The sequence below is a fragment of the Spirosoma oryzicola genome (assembly GCF_021233055.1).
GTDB lineage: Bacteria > Bacteroidota > Bacteroidia > Cytophagales > Spirosomataceae > Spirosoma > Spirosoma oryzicola.
Map to the genome: position 1 here is coordinate 112,384 of NZ_CP089539.1, position 13,207 is coordinate 125,590.

General features: G+C 47.2%; 14 protein-coding genes. 6 read left to right on the top strand and 8 right to left on the bottom strand.

Translation table 11 applies throughout. From position 1 onward, the window contains the following. Nucleotides 1-63: 63 nt before the first annotated feature. Nucleotides 64-426: a hypothetical protein gene (locus LQ777_RS24535; protein ID WP_232563106.1), complete on the bottom strand. Its 363-nt coding sequence runs from the start codon at nt 424-426 to the stop codon at nt 64-66. A gap of 255 nt (nt 427-681) precedes the next feature. Between LQ777_RS24535 and LQ777_RS24540 the strand changes: the two genes are divergently transcribed. The 6 genes from LQ777_RS24540 (at nt 682) to LQ777_RS24565 (ending at nt 6,212) form a co-directional block, all read left to right on the top strand. After that, nucleotides 682-1,230, top strand: coding sequence for a DNA-3-methyladenine glycosylase I (locus LQ777_RS24540; RefSeq protein WP_232563107.1), 549 nt, complete (start codon nt 682-684; stop codon nt 1,228-1,230). 508 nt (nt 1,231-1,738) lie between these two features. Beyond that, entirely contained in the window at nt 1,739-2,035 is a 297-nt protein-coding gene (locus LQ777_RS24545) for an HPF/RaiA family ribosome-associated protein (protein WP_232563108.1), read from the top strand. Nucleotides 2,036-2,134: 99 nt separating this feature from the next. Next, nucleotides 2,135-3,334 (top strand): baeRF7 domain-containing protein, encoded by a 1,200-nt coding sequence (locus LQ777_RS24550; RefSeq protein WP_232563109.1) that lies wholly within the window; start codon nt 2,135-2,137, stop codon nt 3,332-3,334. Nucleotides 3,335-3,401: 67 nt separating this feature from the next. After that, nucleotides 3,402-4,466: an AI-2E family transporter gene (locus LQ777_RS24555; protein ID WP_232563110.1), complete on the top strand. Its 1,065-nt coding sequence runs from the start codon at nt 3,402-3,404 to the stop codon at nt 4,464-4,466. A 97-nt stretch (nt 4,467-4,563) separates the two neighbouring features. Further along, on the top strand, nt 4,564-5,286 hold the full coding sequence (locus LQ777_RS24560) for a DUF3784 domain-containing protein (protein WP_232563111.1): 723 nt from the start codon (nt 4,564-4,566) through the stop codon (nt 5,284-5,286). 137 nt (nt 5,287-5,423) lie between these two features. Further along, nucleotides 5,424-6,212, top strand: a complete 789-nt coding sequence (locus LQ777_RS24565; RefSeq protein ID WP_232563112.1) for a hypothetical protein — start codon at nt 5,424-5,426, stop codon at nt 6,210-6,212. Nucleotides 6,213-6,234: 22 nt separating this feature from the next. Here LQ777_RS24565 and aac(6') read toward each other — a convergent pair whose 3' ends face one another. The 7 genes from aac(6') to LQ777_RS24600 all read right to left on the bottom strand — a co-directional run bounded on the left by aac(6') (nt 6,235) and on the right by LQ777_RS24600 (nt 13,207). After that, a complete protein-coding gene (gene aac(6') / locus LQ777_RS24570; protein WP_232563113.1) occupies nt 6,235-6,678 on the bottom strand; it encodes an aminoglycoside 6'-N-acetyltransferase in 444 nt (147 codons plus the stop codon). 53 nt (nt 6,679-6,731) lie between these two features. Further along, nucleotides 6,732-7,772, bottom strand: a complete 1,041-nt coding sequence (locus LQ777_RS24575) for a DUF3592 domain-containing protein (protein WP_232563114.1) — start codon at nt 7,770-7,772, stop codon at nt 6,732-6,734. Nucleotides 7,773-7,818: 46 nt separating this feature from the next. Continuing rightward, the gene (locus LQ777_RS24580; RefSeq protein WP_232563115.1) at nt 7,819-8,553 is read right to left on the bottom strand and encodes a hypothetical protein; all 735 of its coding nucleotides are present in this window, start codon (nt 8,551-8,553) and stop codon (nt 7,819-7,821) included. A 40-nt stretch (nt 8,554-8,593) separates the two neighbouring features. After that, nucleotides 8,594-9,238 carry a response regulator transcription factor gene (locus LQ777_RS24585; RefSeq protein ID WP_232563116.1) on the bottom strand — a complete coding sequence of 215 codons (645 nt, stop codon included), beginning with the start codon at nt 9,236-9,238 and terminating at the stop codon, nt 8,594-8,596. A gap of 76 nt (nt 9,239-9,314) precedes the next feature. Further along, complete coding sequence (locus LQ777_RS24590) at nt 9,315-11,234, bottom strand: tetratricopeptide repeat-containing sensor histidine kinase (protein ID WP_232563117.1); 1,920 nt, start codon at nt 11,232-11,234, stop codon at nt 9,315-9,317. A gap of 337 nt (nt 11,235-11,571) precedes the next feature. After that, nucleotides 11,572-12,396, bottom strand: a complete 825-nt coding sequence (locus tag LQ777_RS24595) for a class I SAM-dependent methyltransferase (protein ID WP_232563118.1) — start codon at nt 12,394-12,396, stop codon at nt 11,572-11,574. A gap of 400 nt (nt 12,397-12,796) precedes the next feature. Next, on the bottom strand, nt 12,797-13,207 hold the full coding sequence (locus LQ777_RS24600) for a hypothetical protein (protein ID WP_232563119.1): 411 nt from the start codon (nt 13,205-13,207) through the stop codon (nt 12,797-12,799).

A 13,207-nucleotide genomic window follows, 5' to 3' on the forward strand; every position in this document is an offset into this window, starting at 1 on the left:
AAGACACAGGCCGGAACAAAGAATAATCCTTCATTCCGGCCTGTGTCACTGGGTCTATGTTTGTTAGCTGACGATAAAATTGACGGCCTGCTTCAGCGTCCGTTCGTTATGCGTCTCCGGATCTGTATAAGATCGCTCGCCAACCTCGATGGTCAATTCTTTACCGATCAGTTGTTTCGTATCCAGCTCTTTTCCTTCTTCCACCTGAATACCTACTGCTTCAAACAAACCGATGATGGCGGGCATACCGGCGGCTGACTGATAAAATCGGTGTGAAATATAACCGTCTTCGTTCTCGAATCGAACAGCGAAAAAGGGAATTTGCTTATGTTCGCTGGAACCTTCTTCGATGTCTGTGATACTTACGTTCTGCTGACCGTCGGTCAGTAATGATTTAGCTTGTCCTTTTTCTACGGCAATTTTCATAGCGTTGTTTGTATTTCATGTGTAATATACAACACTCTGAAAGTTCATTTGTTTTGGCTGGGAGGTATTTTTTGGCCTCTATTTCACTCTAAATAACAATCACGGCAGCGCCTTACTATGTCTATATGTTTTACTTGTACTATATTTGTGTCTGTAGTGAGATCGGGTATGCCCGCTCGGTTCATAAAACCGACACCATAGATTGTATTCAGGTTTGAACGATTTATTGCAACCTATTATCCATTTCTAGATACCATGTCTTATTGTAGCGCCATTGAATCCATGTCGGCCGAAAAAAAGGCTTTACATAAAGCCTACCACGATCATTTGTATGGTTTCCCGATTGACGATGACAACGAATTGTTCGGCAGGTTGATCCTGGAAATTAATCAGGCTGGTCTTAGTTGGGAAACCATCTTAAAGAAGGAAGCTGGTTTCAGGAAAGCGTATGACAATTTTGACATTGCTACAGTGGCTGCCTATTCCGAAGAGGACCGGGCGCGCCTAATGGCTGATGCAGGAATAATCCGTAATCGGTTGAAAATTAACGCTGCTATTGACAATGCAATAACGATACAACGATTGCAACACGAGTATGGCTCCTTCAAAAACTGGCTAGATTTTCAGCATCCCAGAACCAAAGAAGAATGGGTGAAGCTGTTTAAGAAAACGTTCCGGTTTACTGGTGGTGAAATCGTCAATGAGTTTTTACAGAGTACTGGCTATCTGCCAGGGGCTCACGAGCTAATCTGTGCAATCTATAGTAAAGTACTGGAAGCAAAGCCTCGCTGGAGCCAGTATTGAGAGTGTAACTTTTGCGGTCAACGCAACTGTATTCCAAATCGAACAAGCGGAGGTGTCGAACCGGGCTGTACCCTCGATACCGTAACCAACCAAGTGGCTCTTACAGAGCTGGTGCCTCTTTCTCGTTACTGCCCGAATCCATATTGGGCCGGTTTTATTATCCTTCCTGCACTTCTTTTATTTCTTCCTGAACAACTCTGATCTGTACTGTCACAGCATCCTCATATCCGTGTCCGTCTGTATGTGCTTGTCTCTTCTAAAATCGCCTTAATTCAAGTTCAAAGTATAGTCTGCTGGTCAACCATTTGGCCGGGCTTTTATAAGTGAGGCAAAAAAAAATTGGTTTAACCGAGACATCCATAAAACCTTCAAACGCGGCTCTAATGAGCCAAAATCTACTTTCTTAGACACAAGAATGACAAGCTGAATCGAGCTGCTCTTAACAATCCGACGCTTTACTAAGTTGAAAATATAGATTAAAACCAGATTAAAATCTAATTAAGCAACCATGGAAAGCACAGTTGACACGATCAAAATTGATCTACAGACCGTAGGGTTTGACAGCAGTCCTCAGTTGGCGGAGCAGGTTAAAAGCGAACTTAACCGATTGTTACGGTTTAGAAAAGACATAGTAGCCGCTGATTTTTACCTTAGTGAAGACGGTTCTAATCCACAAACTAATAAGCTGGTTCGCTGGCGGCTGGGTGTACCGGGTAATGATCTTTTTGCCGAAGCCCGAACCGCATCCTGGTCGAGCAGTCTGCGTGAAGCTGGTGAAAAGTTACGTCGTCAGTTCGTCGATTAACCGCGTGTATTACCCGGTCTGCCGCTCTATTGGTTTTTGCTGAAAGGCGGAATGGGTATGCCGAAACGTTCACTTCTTTTTTTACTAACCGCTGTAATCATGACTCTTTTTGATATTGATCAATTCAACCAGCTAGCCCAAAAACAGGCTAACCTGTGCGTATCTATTTACACCCCTACTGATCGCCAGTCAACGGACGGGTACCAAGCCAATAAGATTAATTTCAAGAATGCTTTGACCGAAGCTCGTACGCAACTGACGGATCAGTATGGCCTGTCTGCGGCAGCGGCTGAGACATTTCTGGCTGAAGGTGTTCAGTTGCTCGGCGATCAGGAGTTCTGGATGCGCTCGTCCGATATGCTGGCTTATTTTATCCTTGATGGCGAAGGCACAGCTATCAAACTGCCCCTGCCGATTGAGTCGCAAGGTTGCTGGGTAGGGAGCCGCCCCTATTTGCTGCCGCTTATCCCGGAGTTGAATGACGACGGTCATTTTTATCTGCTGGCGCTCAACTTAAAGGAAGTTTCTTTATTCGAAATCAACCGCTCGGCTATTCAGCTCATCGAGTTGCCAGACGATTTGTCGACTTCCTACACCGAAGAAATTGAGGATGCCGATAATCAGAAAGCCTTACAGCATCGAAGCGGTTTCGGAGAAGCCGGCGCGATGTTCCACGGGCAGGGCAGTGGTTCGGGCGAAGACCGTAAAGTAGCCATTTTACAGTACTACCACCGGTTAAGTGCGGATATCGATACGTTGCTTAACCGAAATCCGTTGCCGTTGCTTCTGGCGGGTGTCGACTATCTGATTCCTATTTACAAACAGGTGAGCAAGTACGCGCACATCGTGGAGCCTCATTTAATTGGTAGCTATTCAGCAGATGACATGCTTGCGCTTGCCGCCGAAGCCTGGGATTTGATGGAACCTCATTTCTCGCAGGATAGGCTTGCGCGCAAGGAAGAGTATGGGCTCTTTACTTCTAGAGGCCAGGGCGATAGCGATACCGAAACCGTTATTCTGACGGCTCTCAGCGGTGGTGTTGATACGTTGTTTGTTCAGACGGGCCAAGACGTGTGGGGAACGTACGATTCCGACGCCTTTACGCTGCAAATTGACGAATCGCCAACTTCTCAGAATTACTCGCTGATCAACGAGGCAGCCAAAAAGACAAAAGAATATGGTGGCCGGGTTTATCTGGTCGACTCGGAATCAATGCCAGCCGCTGGTTCTGTTGTTGCGGGCATTTTCCGTTATCCATTGACGGAAGTGTCTCAAGAAAACGAATCAGCGGCTAACTAAATATCCTTTCCAGGTGATCGATTGTTAACAAAGGTATAGTTGACAATCGATCACTTCTTTGCTTTTTATGGATAAGTACTCATCGCCCTCGGATAATGGTCTGTTCGGCCAACGCGTCTCTATTGCCGTCGGTATCACAATTTTGTTTGCAGCGCTCGTTAGCTTGTTTATCGTTAGCTTCGACGTTTTTTTGCTCCTTATCGCGGCTCTACTGGTAGCCCTTCCTCTGCGGGCAGCGGCTCGCAAGCTGCACGAGACAATTGGTCTGAAAGAAGGGCTTAGCCTGATTCTGGTTATCCTGGGTGTGCTGGCTTTGCTGAGCGGAATGGTCTGGTTATTAGCCGCCCGAATCAGCGAGCAGATTGTTCAGTTTAAGCAACAGGCTCCGCAGGCTTTGGAAGCCGTTCGCAATCAACTGGAATCCTCCAGCCTGGGTCAGCAGCTACTGAGCAATATTCCGTCGGTTGAAGAGATTCAACAAAATAGCGCAAAGTTGATGGCACAGGCGTCGGGCATTTTGTCCGGTACATTCGGTGCGCTAAGCAATATCTACGTGGTGTTATTCATGGCTGCGTTTATTGTCGTTGATCCTAAGCTATACCGAGATGGAATTATTCTGTTGGTACCGAAAGCCGGGAGAAAACGAACGGCCGAAATCCTGGATACGCTGAACCATACACTCGTTAGCTGGCTTCTGGGTCAGCTTTTTTCAATGGCTGTTGTCGGCATCCTGACGGCAATCGGTCTGTGGGCACTGGGCGTTCGACTGGCGGGAGTACTGGCTCTATTTGCCGGACTGATTTCGTTTATTCCGAATCTGGGACCAATTATTGCTCTATTTCCGGCGCTGCTGCTGGCTTCTCTCGACGGTATGGATCAAGTACTTTACGTGTTGATTTTATACCTTTCTGTTCAGACAATTGAGAGTAGTGTAGCCACGCCACTGGTTCAGAAAAAGATGATCAACATGCCGCCCGCTTTGGTATTTGGCTCTCAGCTGGTAATTGGCGCATTCGGTGGTTTGCTGGGACTAACCCTGGCAACGCCTATTATGGCAATGATCATGGTAATTGTTAAGATGGTCTACGTGCAGGATATTCTTGACGACGATTCGGTACAGGTAGCGCCCTGATTAGCCCTTGCAGCAGCCATTGAGCCACAACCATAGTAGTTCGCATGCATGACACTGCTTTTAACAAAGGGGTAATCTTTACTAGTACCAATTGGTCATGCTCATTGTCGCTTGTGTTTTGTCCATCATCTTCGGGTCGCTTGGTTTTATCGTTACCAAAAGCAACGCGCAATACATTCTGGCGGGTTATAACACGATGTCGGAGCAGGATCGGCAAGCCGTATCCATTGATGCTTACCTGAAATTTTTCAAACGATTTCACCTTACGCTGGCGCTATCGTTGCTGGGCGGTGTCTGGCTGCTTAGTTTGAAAAATAACAATTGGGCCAGCTTATTTATGACCGTTTATCCGCTGGTCGCTTATCTGTATTTTTTAATCCGGGGAACATCGTTCTACCAAGGGCCTACCCAGCAGAAAGTAGGGTCTTATCTGACGGTGGGCCTACTGGTCCTTGTGATCGTCGTGCTGATTATTAGTAGCCTCAAGGATCTTAAAAGCAGTGAGCTAATTCTAAACAGGCAAACGTTGGAAATAGCGGGTTCTTACGGATTCGTGTTGAACCGGCACGACGTTTACAAACAGAAACTGGTCAATCAACTCCCTCCGATTGCTTATAAAGCAAATGGCTTCGCGGCAGGTGATTATGCAAAAGGGCGTTTCAAGACGAAAGACGGACGAGCAGTCTGGTTGTTTGTCAATAAACAGGCAAGCCCCTTTTTGCTGATCACGAGTGCGAAAGGCGATATTTACTATAACCACGACAAAACAAGCGTGCGCGTGTTGAGTCAACAGTTGGCGCGGTGGCTCGAAGCCCAATAAGGCTGTTTTGTAATACTGTCTGTGTCTAAATTTACCCCATCTGAACAACTCCAGCGAGAATTGGTATAGTGAATGAACCACCTTGAAAAGACGCTTTCGCCGTCAGGCAAGACGGTGGTTGGTTCACTCTGCTGTATATGAAACAAACGCTCTACCTTCTGTTGCTTTTCCTACTAGCTTCTTCGTGCGCAAGCATCCGGCAGCGCGACGATACAACGCAGCTTAATCAGGTTTTTCAGATACCGCGTTATCAGGATTTGTACGCACATACGCAAAAAGGAAGCGTACAAACGAAGCGGCTGCACCGGCCTGCCAAAGCGGGTCTTTATCAAAAACACGACACCTTGTTCGTTGAATTTCTGGCCGAAACACTGCTCGAATCCGACAGCGATCCAAAGACCATCGATCAATCCGATTCGTCCGCGATTTTCTTTTTACATTACAATCCAACCCTAAACAAAATTGAAGAAAAAAGCCCCTGGTTTCGCTATCAGACTACGGCCCTGGATATAGACTTATTTACCATGCCTTTCAAATACCGATTTAGTACGGCGAATCAACCGGGCCAGTTGGAGGACAAACTAAACGTAGGCGTTTATATGGGCGGGCGGTACGATCTGGGGCGCTACCGAACGATTTATTTTCGAAAGAATCACCGTTCCGAAATCTCGACGTTCAGCGTTGGTCTGGGTGGATTTTTCTGCATCAGTTCGGCCCGAGTTGATCCGTTCAGCACCCTCGGGCAGGTTCAGGACGAGTATTATGCGCTGGGGGTCAATTACGGGGTATCAACGATAATCAGTATCCGCAGTTTTTCGGCGGGGCTTGCGCTGGGTTTTGAACAGATTACAGATCGCAACCGCGCCTTATGGATCTACCAGCACAAGCCTTGGTTAGGCATAACCGTTGGTATCAATCTGAACTAGTAATTCGTTGATAATTAGCTTATTACTGAATCTTTTTAATAAAGAAAATAACCCGTTCTATTTCCTCAAAGCCAACTTTGTTGTGAAAGTTTTCTCCCAGTGCATTGCCCAACATCACGTCTGAAGCCAACTCACTGCACCCCTGCGTCGTTGCCCAATGTTCGGCCCGCTCAATAAGCGCCCGACCGATTCCCTGCTGTTGCTGATCTGGCGCAACGTAAATGCCTTCTACGTAAGCAACGGGTGTTTGGTCTGCGCCCGGTACATAATCTGAACGGAGCGAAAGATTGATAAACCCAACGGCTAGTCCACCCTCGTTGCGGGCTAGAAAACCCGTTTGACCGGGCGATTGAATAATGCTGTCTAATGTCTCCCGCATTTCGTCGGTTGAATCGTCTGGCCACAGCGCTAGCGCCAGTGGTAACCACTCCTCAACCGTGTCTTCGCTTACTTCTTCAATCCGCATCAGAACAATCCGTTTACGCCTTCGATGAACGACTAGTGGCAAATTAAGCTCTTTTACCGAATTGATTTGGTTTTGGTACGTAACAAAACGAACAGAAAGAAACCAGCCAGTACTATTGCAAACAGTGGCCCGCCCCATTGATCCGAAAACGATTGAATAGCGCCTTCGGCTGGTGATGAAGATTCATAGACAACAGTGACAATTTCACCAATTTCGTAAGCCGGTGGGCTTGAATAGGTTGCTCCCACGCGTTCGTACTCAACTCCGTCAACAGAATAGCGAAACACGGGTGCTTTGGCACTTCCTCTTGTACTGCGAATCAAAGCAACAACTTTTCCTGTTGTTCGTTGACCGTGAACAAGCAGTCGCCATGACGTACTGGCCTGTTTCAGACTGAAATAAATAATAACCAGTAAAAAGGCTCCCAAAAACAGCCGCCAACCTCTCGAAGACGACGTATCAGCAGTCGTTACTGCTTGATCGGGTAACAGGTATCGAATCGCGTCGTCAACGGAGATCGCACCCGTCGCTACCTGATCCAGTCGTTGATGCAGCATTTCCGGAGCAAACTTGATTTGCCGGGTTTTGCTACGTACTAGTGTTACTACACCGATTACGCTAATTAGGGTTACAAGGCTACCAAACCCGCCAAACAGAAGCATGGGTAACCAACTGGACCAGAACGATTTAATTGTGGCTTTTTCGGGCTGCTCCGGGTCGTACTGAACCGTTACCGTATCTCCGATACGATAGGCGGGTGGGCTTGAGGCAATGTCGCTCTCGAACGAATACTGATTTCCGTTGATCTGATAGGTTACGACAGGGGCCATTAGTCGATTTCCCGTTCGTTTCCGTGTTCTTGGAACTAGCCGAACGACGGTTCCACTTGTTTCGCGACTCTGACTGGCGATTGCCCGCTGGCTTGTAGTTACCCGATAAGCATGACGGATCAGAAACAAGCCTGTCAACAGAAAACAGGATAAAACAACCCAGGTTATTAGGCTTTTGAGTCGGTATAGAAAAGACGAGTTCTGAAGGAGTAGCTGGCGACGAGCTTCGGTGATATCAAGAGTATGCTCAGCAACTCGGTTCAAGATCGGTCGAAGGTCAGAAGTAGTCATCCCTGGGCACAAACGATTGTTATCGACTAAACTCAATACGAATTACCTCGACAATGGGATTGAGCAGTTGCAAATCAGCCGATGACGACAAAAATTCTCCATCACCCATTAGCTTATTATACGCTTTTTCCTGAGCGGGCGTGCGGGTAAGCGGAGGACCCAGGGATAGGGATAGCGTGGATCGATTATTGGTTAAACGAGCCATTTTGCCGCCCTGCCAGTCAGATAGTGCTCCGCCGTAGTCCCAACCGAATCCCCATAGCTTGAATGGCTTACCGTTACGCTTTTCTAGTGCTTTGAGTGTTGTACCAATGCGCAATCCATCAGCTGTTGTCCAGCGGGAAGGAGCCAGATTCTTAATAGGGTTTCCTTCATCGTCAAGCAGTTGAGGACGAATCGTGATTGCTTCCGGTTGCGTGCGTTTTTCGTCGTTATACGTAATCTGTACTTCGTCGGGAGTACCCTTATACAGCACGGTCCCCAGAAATGTGTCTCCCTCTGGACCGTACAAGGTGTCACCTGCCGTAGCAACCGACGAACCCAGACGCTTGAGCAAATCCGCTTCCGACGTCGTGGCGGTAACAGGGCCAACCCGTTCACCCGGAACGATCAGGAAGTCGTTGGAGCCGTTAACGGTACCCTTATTTTCTGTTACATCTGTCGAATCCGTACGGGATGATGAATCTGGTTTCGGCTGACAGGCTAACAACATCGCGCAATATAGCACTAGGGTCGACAGGTGAACAGGATTCATGAGCTGGGGTTATTCAATGAGCCAATTAACTCGCGGACACTTATTTGAAGAGTCCGGTTTTTAACGCTTTGGCAACGGCTTCGGACTTAGAATTGACGTGCAGCTTTTCATAAATGTTGACAATGTGCGTCCGGACCGTACCCATGCTGATGTGACAGTGGTGGGCAATCAGTTTATAGCTATCACCTTCCACCAATCGGTGCAGCACTTCCTTTTCTTTATCCGTCAGTAAAAAGGAGTCCGGTGAGGCAGTACCCGACTGCTGAAAAGCGCCCAGTACTTTCAAGGCAATGGAGGGCGTCATGGCGGCTCCCCCTGACATTACTTCGCGAATAGCATCGATAATTTTGTCTGCCGGTGTTTTTTTGAGAAGATACCCTACAGCACCTGCCGAGATTGCCGCGAAGATTCGTTCGACATCGTCAAAAACCGTTAACATTAAAATCTTCGGGACGCGTCCTTCCGGTAGGCTTTTACGAATCAGTTGTACCGCTTCAATACCCGTTCGTCCGGGCATATCGATATCCATCAAAATGACATCGGGCTGATTGTACCGGACATTCGCAACCACATCAAGTGCATCAGCGTATTGACCCACCGTGATTAAATCGTCGGTCGTATCGAAAATCAGAGCGAGCGTTTCGCGCAGCGAATTGTTGTCATCGAAAATCGAGATGCGAATCATGGTGCAGGGAGTCCGGTAAAGGTGAACAAATGTAACGAGTCAATCCACTTGGGTGAATCGGATAAATGTATGACTGTCACGGGTTAACCACCAGTTGTAGCCGCGTTCCCTGACCGGGTGCCGATTGGACGGCCAAGTGACCGCCGATAGCCTGCGCCCGTTGGTGCATACTGGTCTGGCCCGTTCGCTGACTCGAAGGGTCTGGCTCAAACCCTTTCCCATTGTCTTCGATCAGGATTTTTAGCTGCTCGTTCTGGTACTCAAAGCGTAAAACAGCCTGCGTCGCCTGCGAATATTTAATCAGATTATTAATGGCTTCTTTGCCAATCAGGTACAGATTGCGACGCACTTCCATGGGAACGGGGAACTGGTCAAGTGAGGCATCGACCGTAAAGCGGAACTCGATGCCTTTGGACTCCATCAGTGGCTGGGCGTACTCCTGAAGCCGCAGCGCGATACGGTGCAGCGAGTCGTTACCTGGGTTGATGGTCCAGATAATTTCATCGATTGATTCCAGAATCTGCCGGGCGTCCGTATTAATTTTCTGGATAGCCCGTTCGACCTGTTCCGGTCGATTTTGGGCAATAAGCCCATTAACCATGCCGCTGAGCAGCGAAATACTACTCAATGTACTTCCGACTTCATCGTGGAGATCATGAGCAATCTGCTTACGAAGCGTCTGTGCTTCTTCGAGCCGACGAAGTTTAGATCGGTTCAGTAACCAGGCACTGGCGGCAACACCCAGCAGCAATAGTAAAACACTGCCAATAAGCATGAATCGGGTCCGCTCGGCTTCCTGACGTCTTAGCAGCGTCTCCTGTTGGAGTAGTTTAATCTGCGCTTCTTTTTTTTCGGTTTCGTACTTGGCAACCAATCGCTGTACTTCGGCGTTGGTCCGCACCGTAGTGGCGGAATCGACCTGTTTATTTTTCCTGAGCTGGAACGCGTAGGCGAGATGGTATTTGTTTTGTTCACCGTACAAATCCGCCATCTGCTGGACGAACTTCTTTCGTTCGTCTTTGTAATCGTTTTCTTCGGCTAGTGCCAACGCTTTTTTCAGGTAGTCCTCGGCCTGAATGTATTCTTTTTTTGCCTGATACAGCGTGGCTATTGTCGCGTAAATCGTGCTAATGGCCAGCTTATTATGCTCTTTTTGGGCAATTTGTAAAGCTCGCTGCGCGTAGGGTAATCCTTCACCGGGTTTATTGAGCATCCGTAGCGAGGTAGCTAACCCATCGAGCGCATCAAACTGAAGCAGCTCAAAATGAAGCTGTTTGCCTAGCTTTAAGCATTCCTGGAAATGAGGTAACGCCCGCTGCGGTTGTTTGATATCGTTGTACAGATCACCCAACTGATTTTCGAAAATGGCGATACCGCGCAGATCACCATTTTCACGAAATATCACGCCGGCTTCGCGATAGTAAGGAAGTGCCTGCTGTATTTTCCCCAGCTTGACGAGTGTACCCCCTACGAGTCGGTGGGTTGTCGGTACGCGTGGCCGCAAATTGTACTGTTCCTGTAGCTGAATAGCCTTTAACGCCGTTTGCAGAACCATTGGGTCGTTGCCAACCTTCTCGTAACCCACAGCAACGTTACTCAGCGCACCGTAAATAACAGAAGGAGGTAGGTTGTGCTGCTCAGCAACGTCCAGGGTTTTCTTAAAATGGCCGAGTGCCTGTTCATAGTTTGCAGTCAGGTAACTCACCATTCCTCGGTTTCGATACGCACGCACAACCCCAAACCAGTCGTTGAGTCGGTTGGCTACGTCGGCCATTTGCCTGCTCATCGAATCGGCGCGGGCATAATCCGCTTTCTGGTAAATTCGGGTATAAATCACCTTGTCCATTACCCGGACGTAAGTCGTATCAGTTGATGCGTGCGTACGCAGGTAGGTAAGTAACGAATCGGATGTTGTTGAAGAAAGGACCTGCGCCAAGCATGAAAAGCTAACCAGTAATCCGGCTAATGTAAAAGACAAATTCCGACCCGTCATCATGGTAAATTATGGTATGGAGATTGTTCACCAAACGGATTGCAGATACGCTCATGCCTATTTTTAAATCGCTGAACTGTTCCTTTGTTCTTGCTATAGTCAAGAGCGCAGGACCCATAACGATTCAGAACGGTGGCACTAATCCGTATGTCGTTTATTGCAGTACAAAAAGCAACAAATTATCATCTACTAGTTGATTGTTTTAGGGTACGGTAATTCCGAAGCCAAACCTACTGATCTACTCGCAGTATTTTTAGAAAAGCAAACGGTTGCTACATCGATCAGCGTCTTGGATTCGATGTGGCAACCGTTTGGTAGGTAGCAAGTTGTTTAGACAGCCTTAGCGTTTATAGGCTACGACAATGTCTTGGAAGGTAGTGGCATCTTTTCGACCACACCAACGACCGGGATAGATCGAGGTACGAGCAGATAACCCATGCTGATTTAAGGTGTCTGTTACCCAGGACTCATCAAAGGCCGTACCCAGATCCGGATCCAACGGGTTAAAAATATAACGGCCCTCTAATTCGTACTGGAAATTGTATTGACTTGTTTTTTCTGCCATGAGTCTGCGCGACTCCTCGTTGAGCAGAAAGAACGTAGCGAAGCAGCGACCACTGGGTTTAAGCACGCGACTGATTTCTGCAATGTAATGAGCAGTCTCCCGGACAGGCATGTGTGTGAACACAGACGTCAAAAAAACGAAATCAAAGTGGTTGTCTTCGAACGGAAACCGATATTCATGCGCTTGATACTGTCCACTCGGATGGTAATGACTGTTGTACACATCAGCCAATTGAAAATGAAAATTGGGAAAACGGGGAGTAATCATTCGCTGGCACCAGTCGATACCCTGACTGACAATATCAAAACCCTCATAACTTCCTGGCGACGTTAGGTAGTCGGTTAAGGGAACAGCCATTCTACCAATGCCACACCCTACGTCGAGAACAGATTCGTTAGGTTTCAAACCACCCAGTTGAATAAAATGCTGTTTGAATTCCTGACCAACGACCCGGAAGTCGCCCGCTCCGATAAATATCTTGGAGCGGGGAGGAGTTAGTCTGTCTCGTAAGCCAAAAAGTAGCTCGCTGTAATCGACAACACTCGTATAAGTTCTTTTTATGGGCTTTTTTAAAGCACCGGGGATAAATTGCCGTAACATATTGAAGCTGGAAAACATTAAAAATGGATAGATTAAAGAAACGTCTGGCTAATACCGTTATGCACATAGCCTACAGTCCAGTAAGACTATGAATAGGTTGGACGCACGCTGTGTGAATGCCTTCCGCTAAGTACTTACGCTATTTCCCATACATATACCAAGACGATGACTTAATTCAATAGTCACTATTAACTACTATTATTTCTTGAATTGTATATAAATAGTTTACAGTACGAATATAATATAAATTTATATTATTGTTTTCTTTTAACAATCAATACGTAAATATACTACTGCTAGCCTCTGTAGAAACTAAAAAACCTCTGTCTTGCTGACTTAAAACAGAGCAGCAAAGCAGAGGCTTTTGACTTTTATGCGTAAAAAAATTGTTAGAACCTTCTCAAGATTTAGGTTCCTGCTTGGGTTTTTCCTCTTTTGGCTTTAGCGTGCCACGAGCAATCGGCTCAGGTTTCGATTTTGGATTGGTGAACCGGAGCAACGTAGCCGTTGGTAAAGAAGCTTTGGGTAGACGAACAATAAGCAGTTGATAAGATCGGGTACCGATGATCAGGTTGTAATAAACCATATTGCCCGATTCCTGAGCCAGCCCCCAGTTAGCTATAGGCTCCTTGGTAAGCAACGTTTCGTCCTCTTCTGTCAAAGCCGCAAAAGCAGTGTCGGGCTGAAATTGCTTAGCGGTAATTCCTTCAATGACGGAAATAACCGCTTGCGGAGTAGCCGCCGGTTTAGTTTGGCCGTTGACAGCCAACCCAATAGCCATCAACGGCAAAAATAAGAGCAAGTTTTTCAT

Bases quoted from the DNA above. Each gene is read 5' to 3' on its own strand.
- LQ777_RS24540 (WP_232563107.1), top strand. From the start codon at position 682: ATGTCTTATTGTAGCGCCATTGAATCCATGTCGGCCGAAAAAAAGGCT.
- LQ777_RS24555 (WP_232563110.1), top strand. From the start codon at position 3,402: ATGGATAAGTACTCATCGCCCTCGGATAATGGTCTGTTCGGCCAACGC.
- LQ777_RS24590 (WP_232563117.1), bottom strand. From the start codon at position 11,234: ATGATGACGGGTCGGAATTTGTCTTTTACATTAGCCGGATTACTGGTT.
- LQ777_RS24545 (WP_232563108.1), top strand. From the start codon at position 1,739: ATGGAAAGCACAGTTGACACGATCAAAATTGATCTACAGACCGTAGGG.
- LQ777_RS24600 (WP_232563119.1), bottom strand. From the start codon at position 13,207: ATGAAAAACTTGCTCTTATTTTTGCCGTTGATGGCTATTGGGTTGGCT.
- LQ777_RS24585 (WP_232563116.1), bottom strand. From the start codon at position 9,238: ATGATTCGCATCTCGATTTTCGATGACAACAATTCGCTGCGCGAAACG.
- LQ777_RS24535 (WP_232563106.1), bottom strand. From the start codon at position 426: ATGAAAATTGCCGTAGAAAAAGGACAAGCTAAATCATTACTGACCGAC.
- LQ777_RS24580 (WP_232563115.1), bottom strand. From the start codon at position 8,553: ATGAATCCTGTTCACCTGTCGACCCTAGTGCTATATTGCGCGATGTTG.
- LQ777_RS24565 (WP_232563112.1), top strand. From the start codon at position 5,424: ATGAAACAAACGCTCTACCTTCTGTTGCTTTTCCTACTAGCTTCTTCG.
- LQ777_RS24550 (WP_232563109.1), top strand. From the start codon at position 2,135: ATGACTCTTTTTGATATTGATCAATTCAACCAGCTAGCCCAAAAACAG.
- LQ777_RS24560 (WP_232563111.1), top strand. From the start codon at position 4,564: ATGCTCATTGTCGCTTGTGTTTTGTCCATCATCTTCGGGTCGCTTGGT.
- LQ777_RS24595 (WP_232563118.1), bottom strand. From the start codon at position 12,396: ATGTTACGGCAATTTATCCCCGGTGCTTTAAAAAAGCCCATAAAAAGA.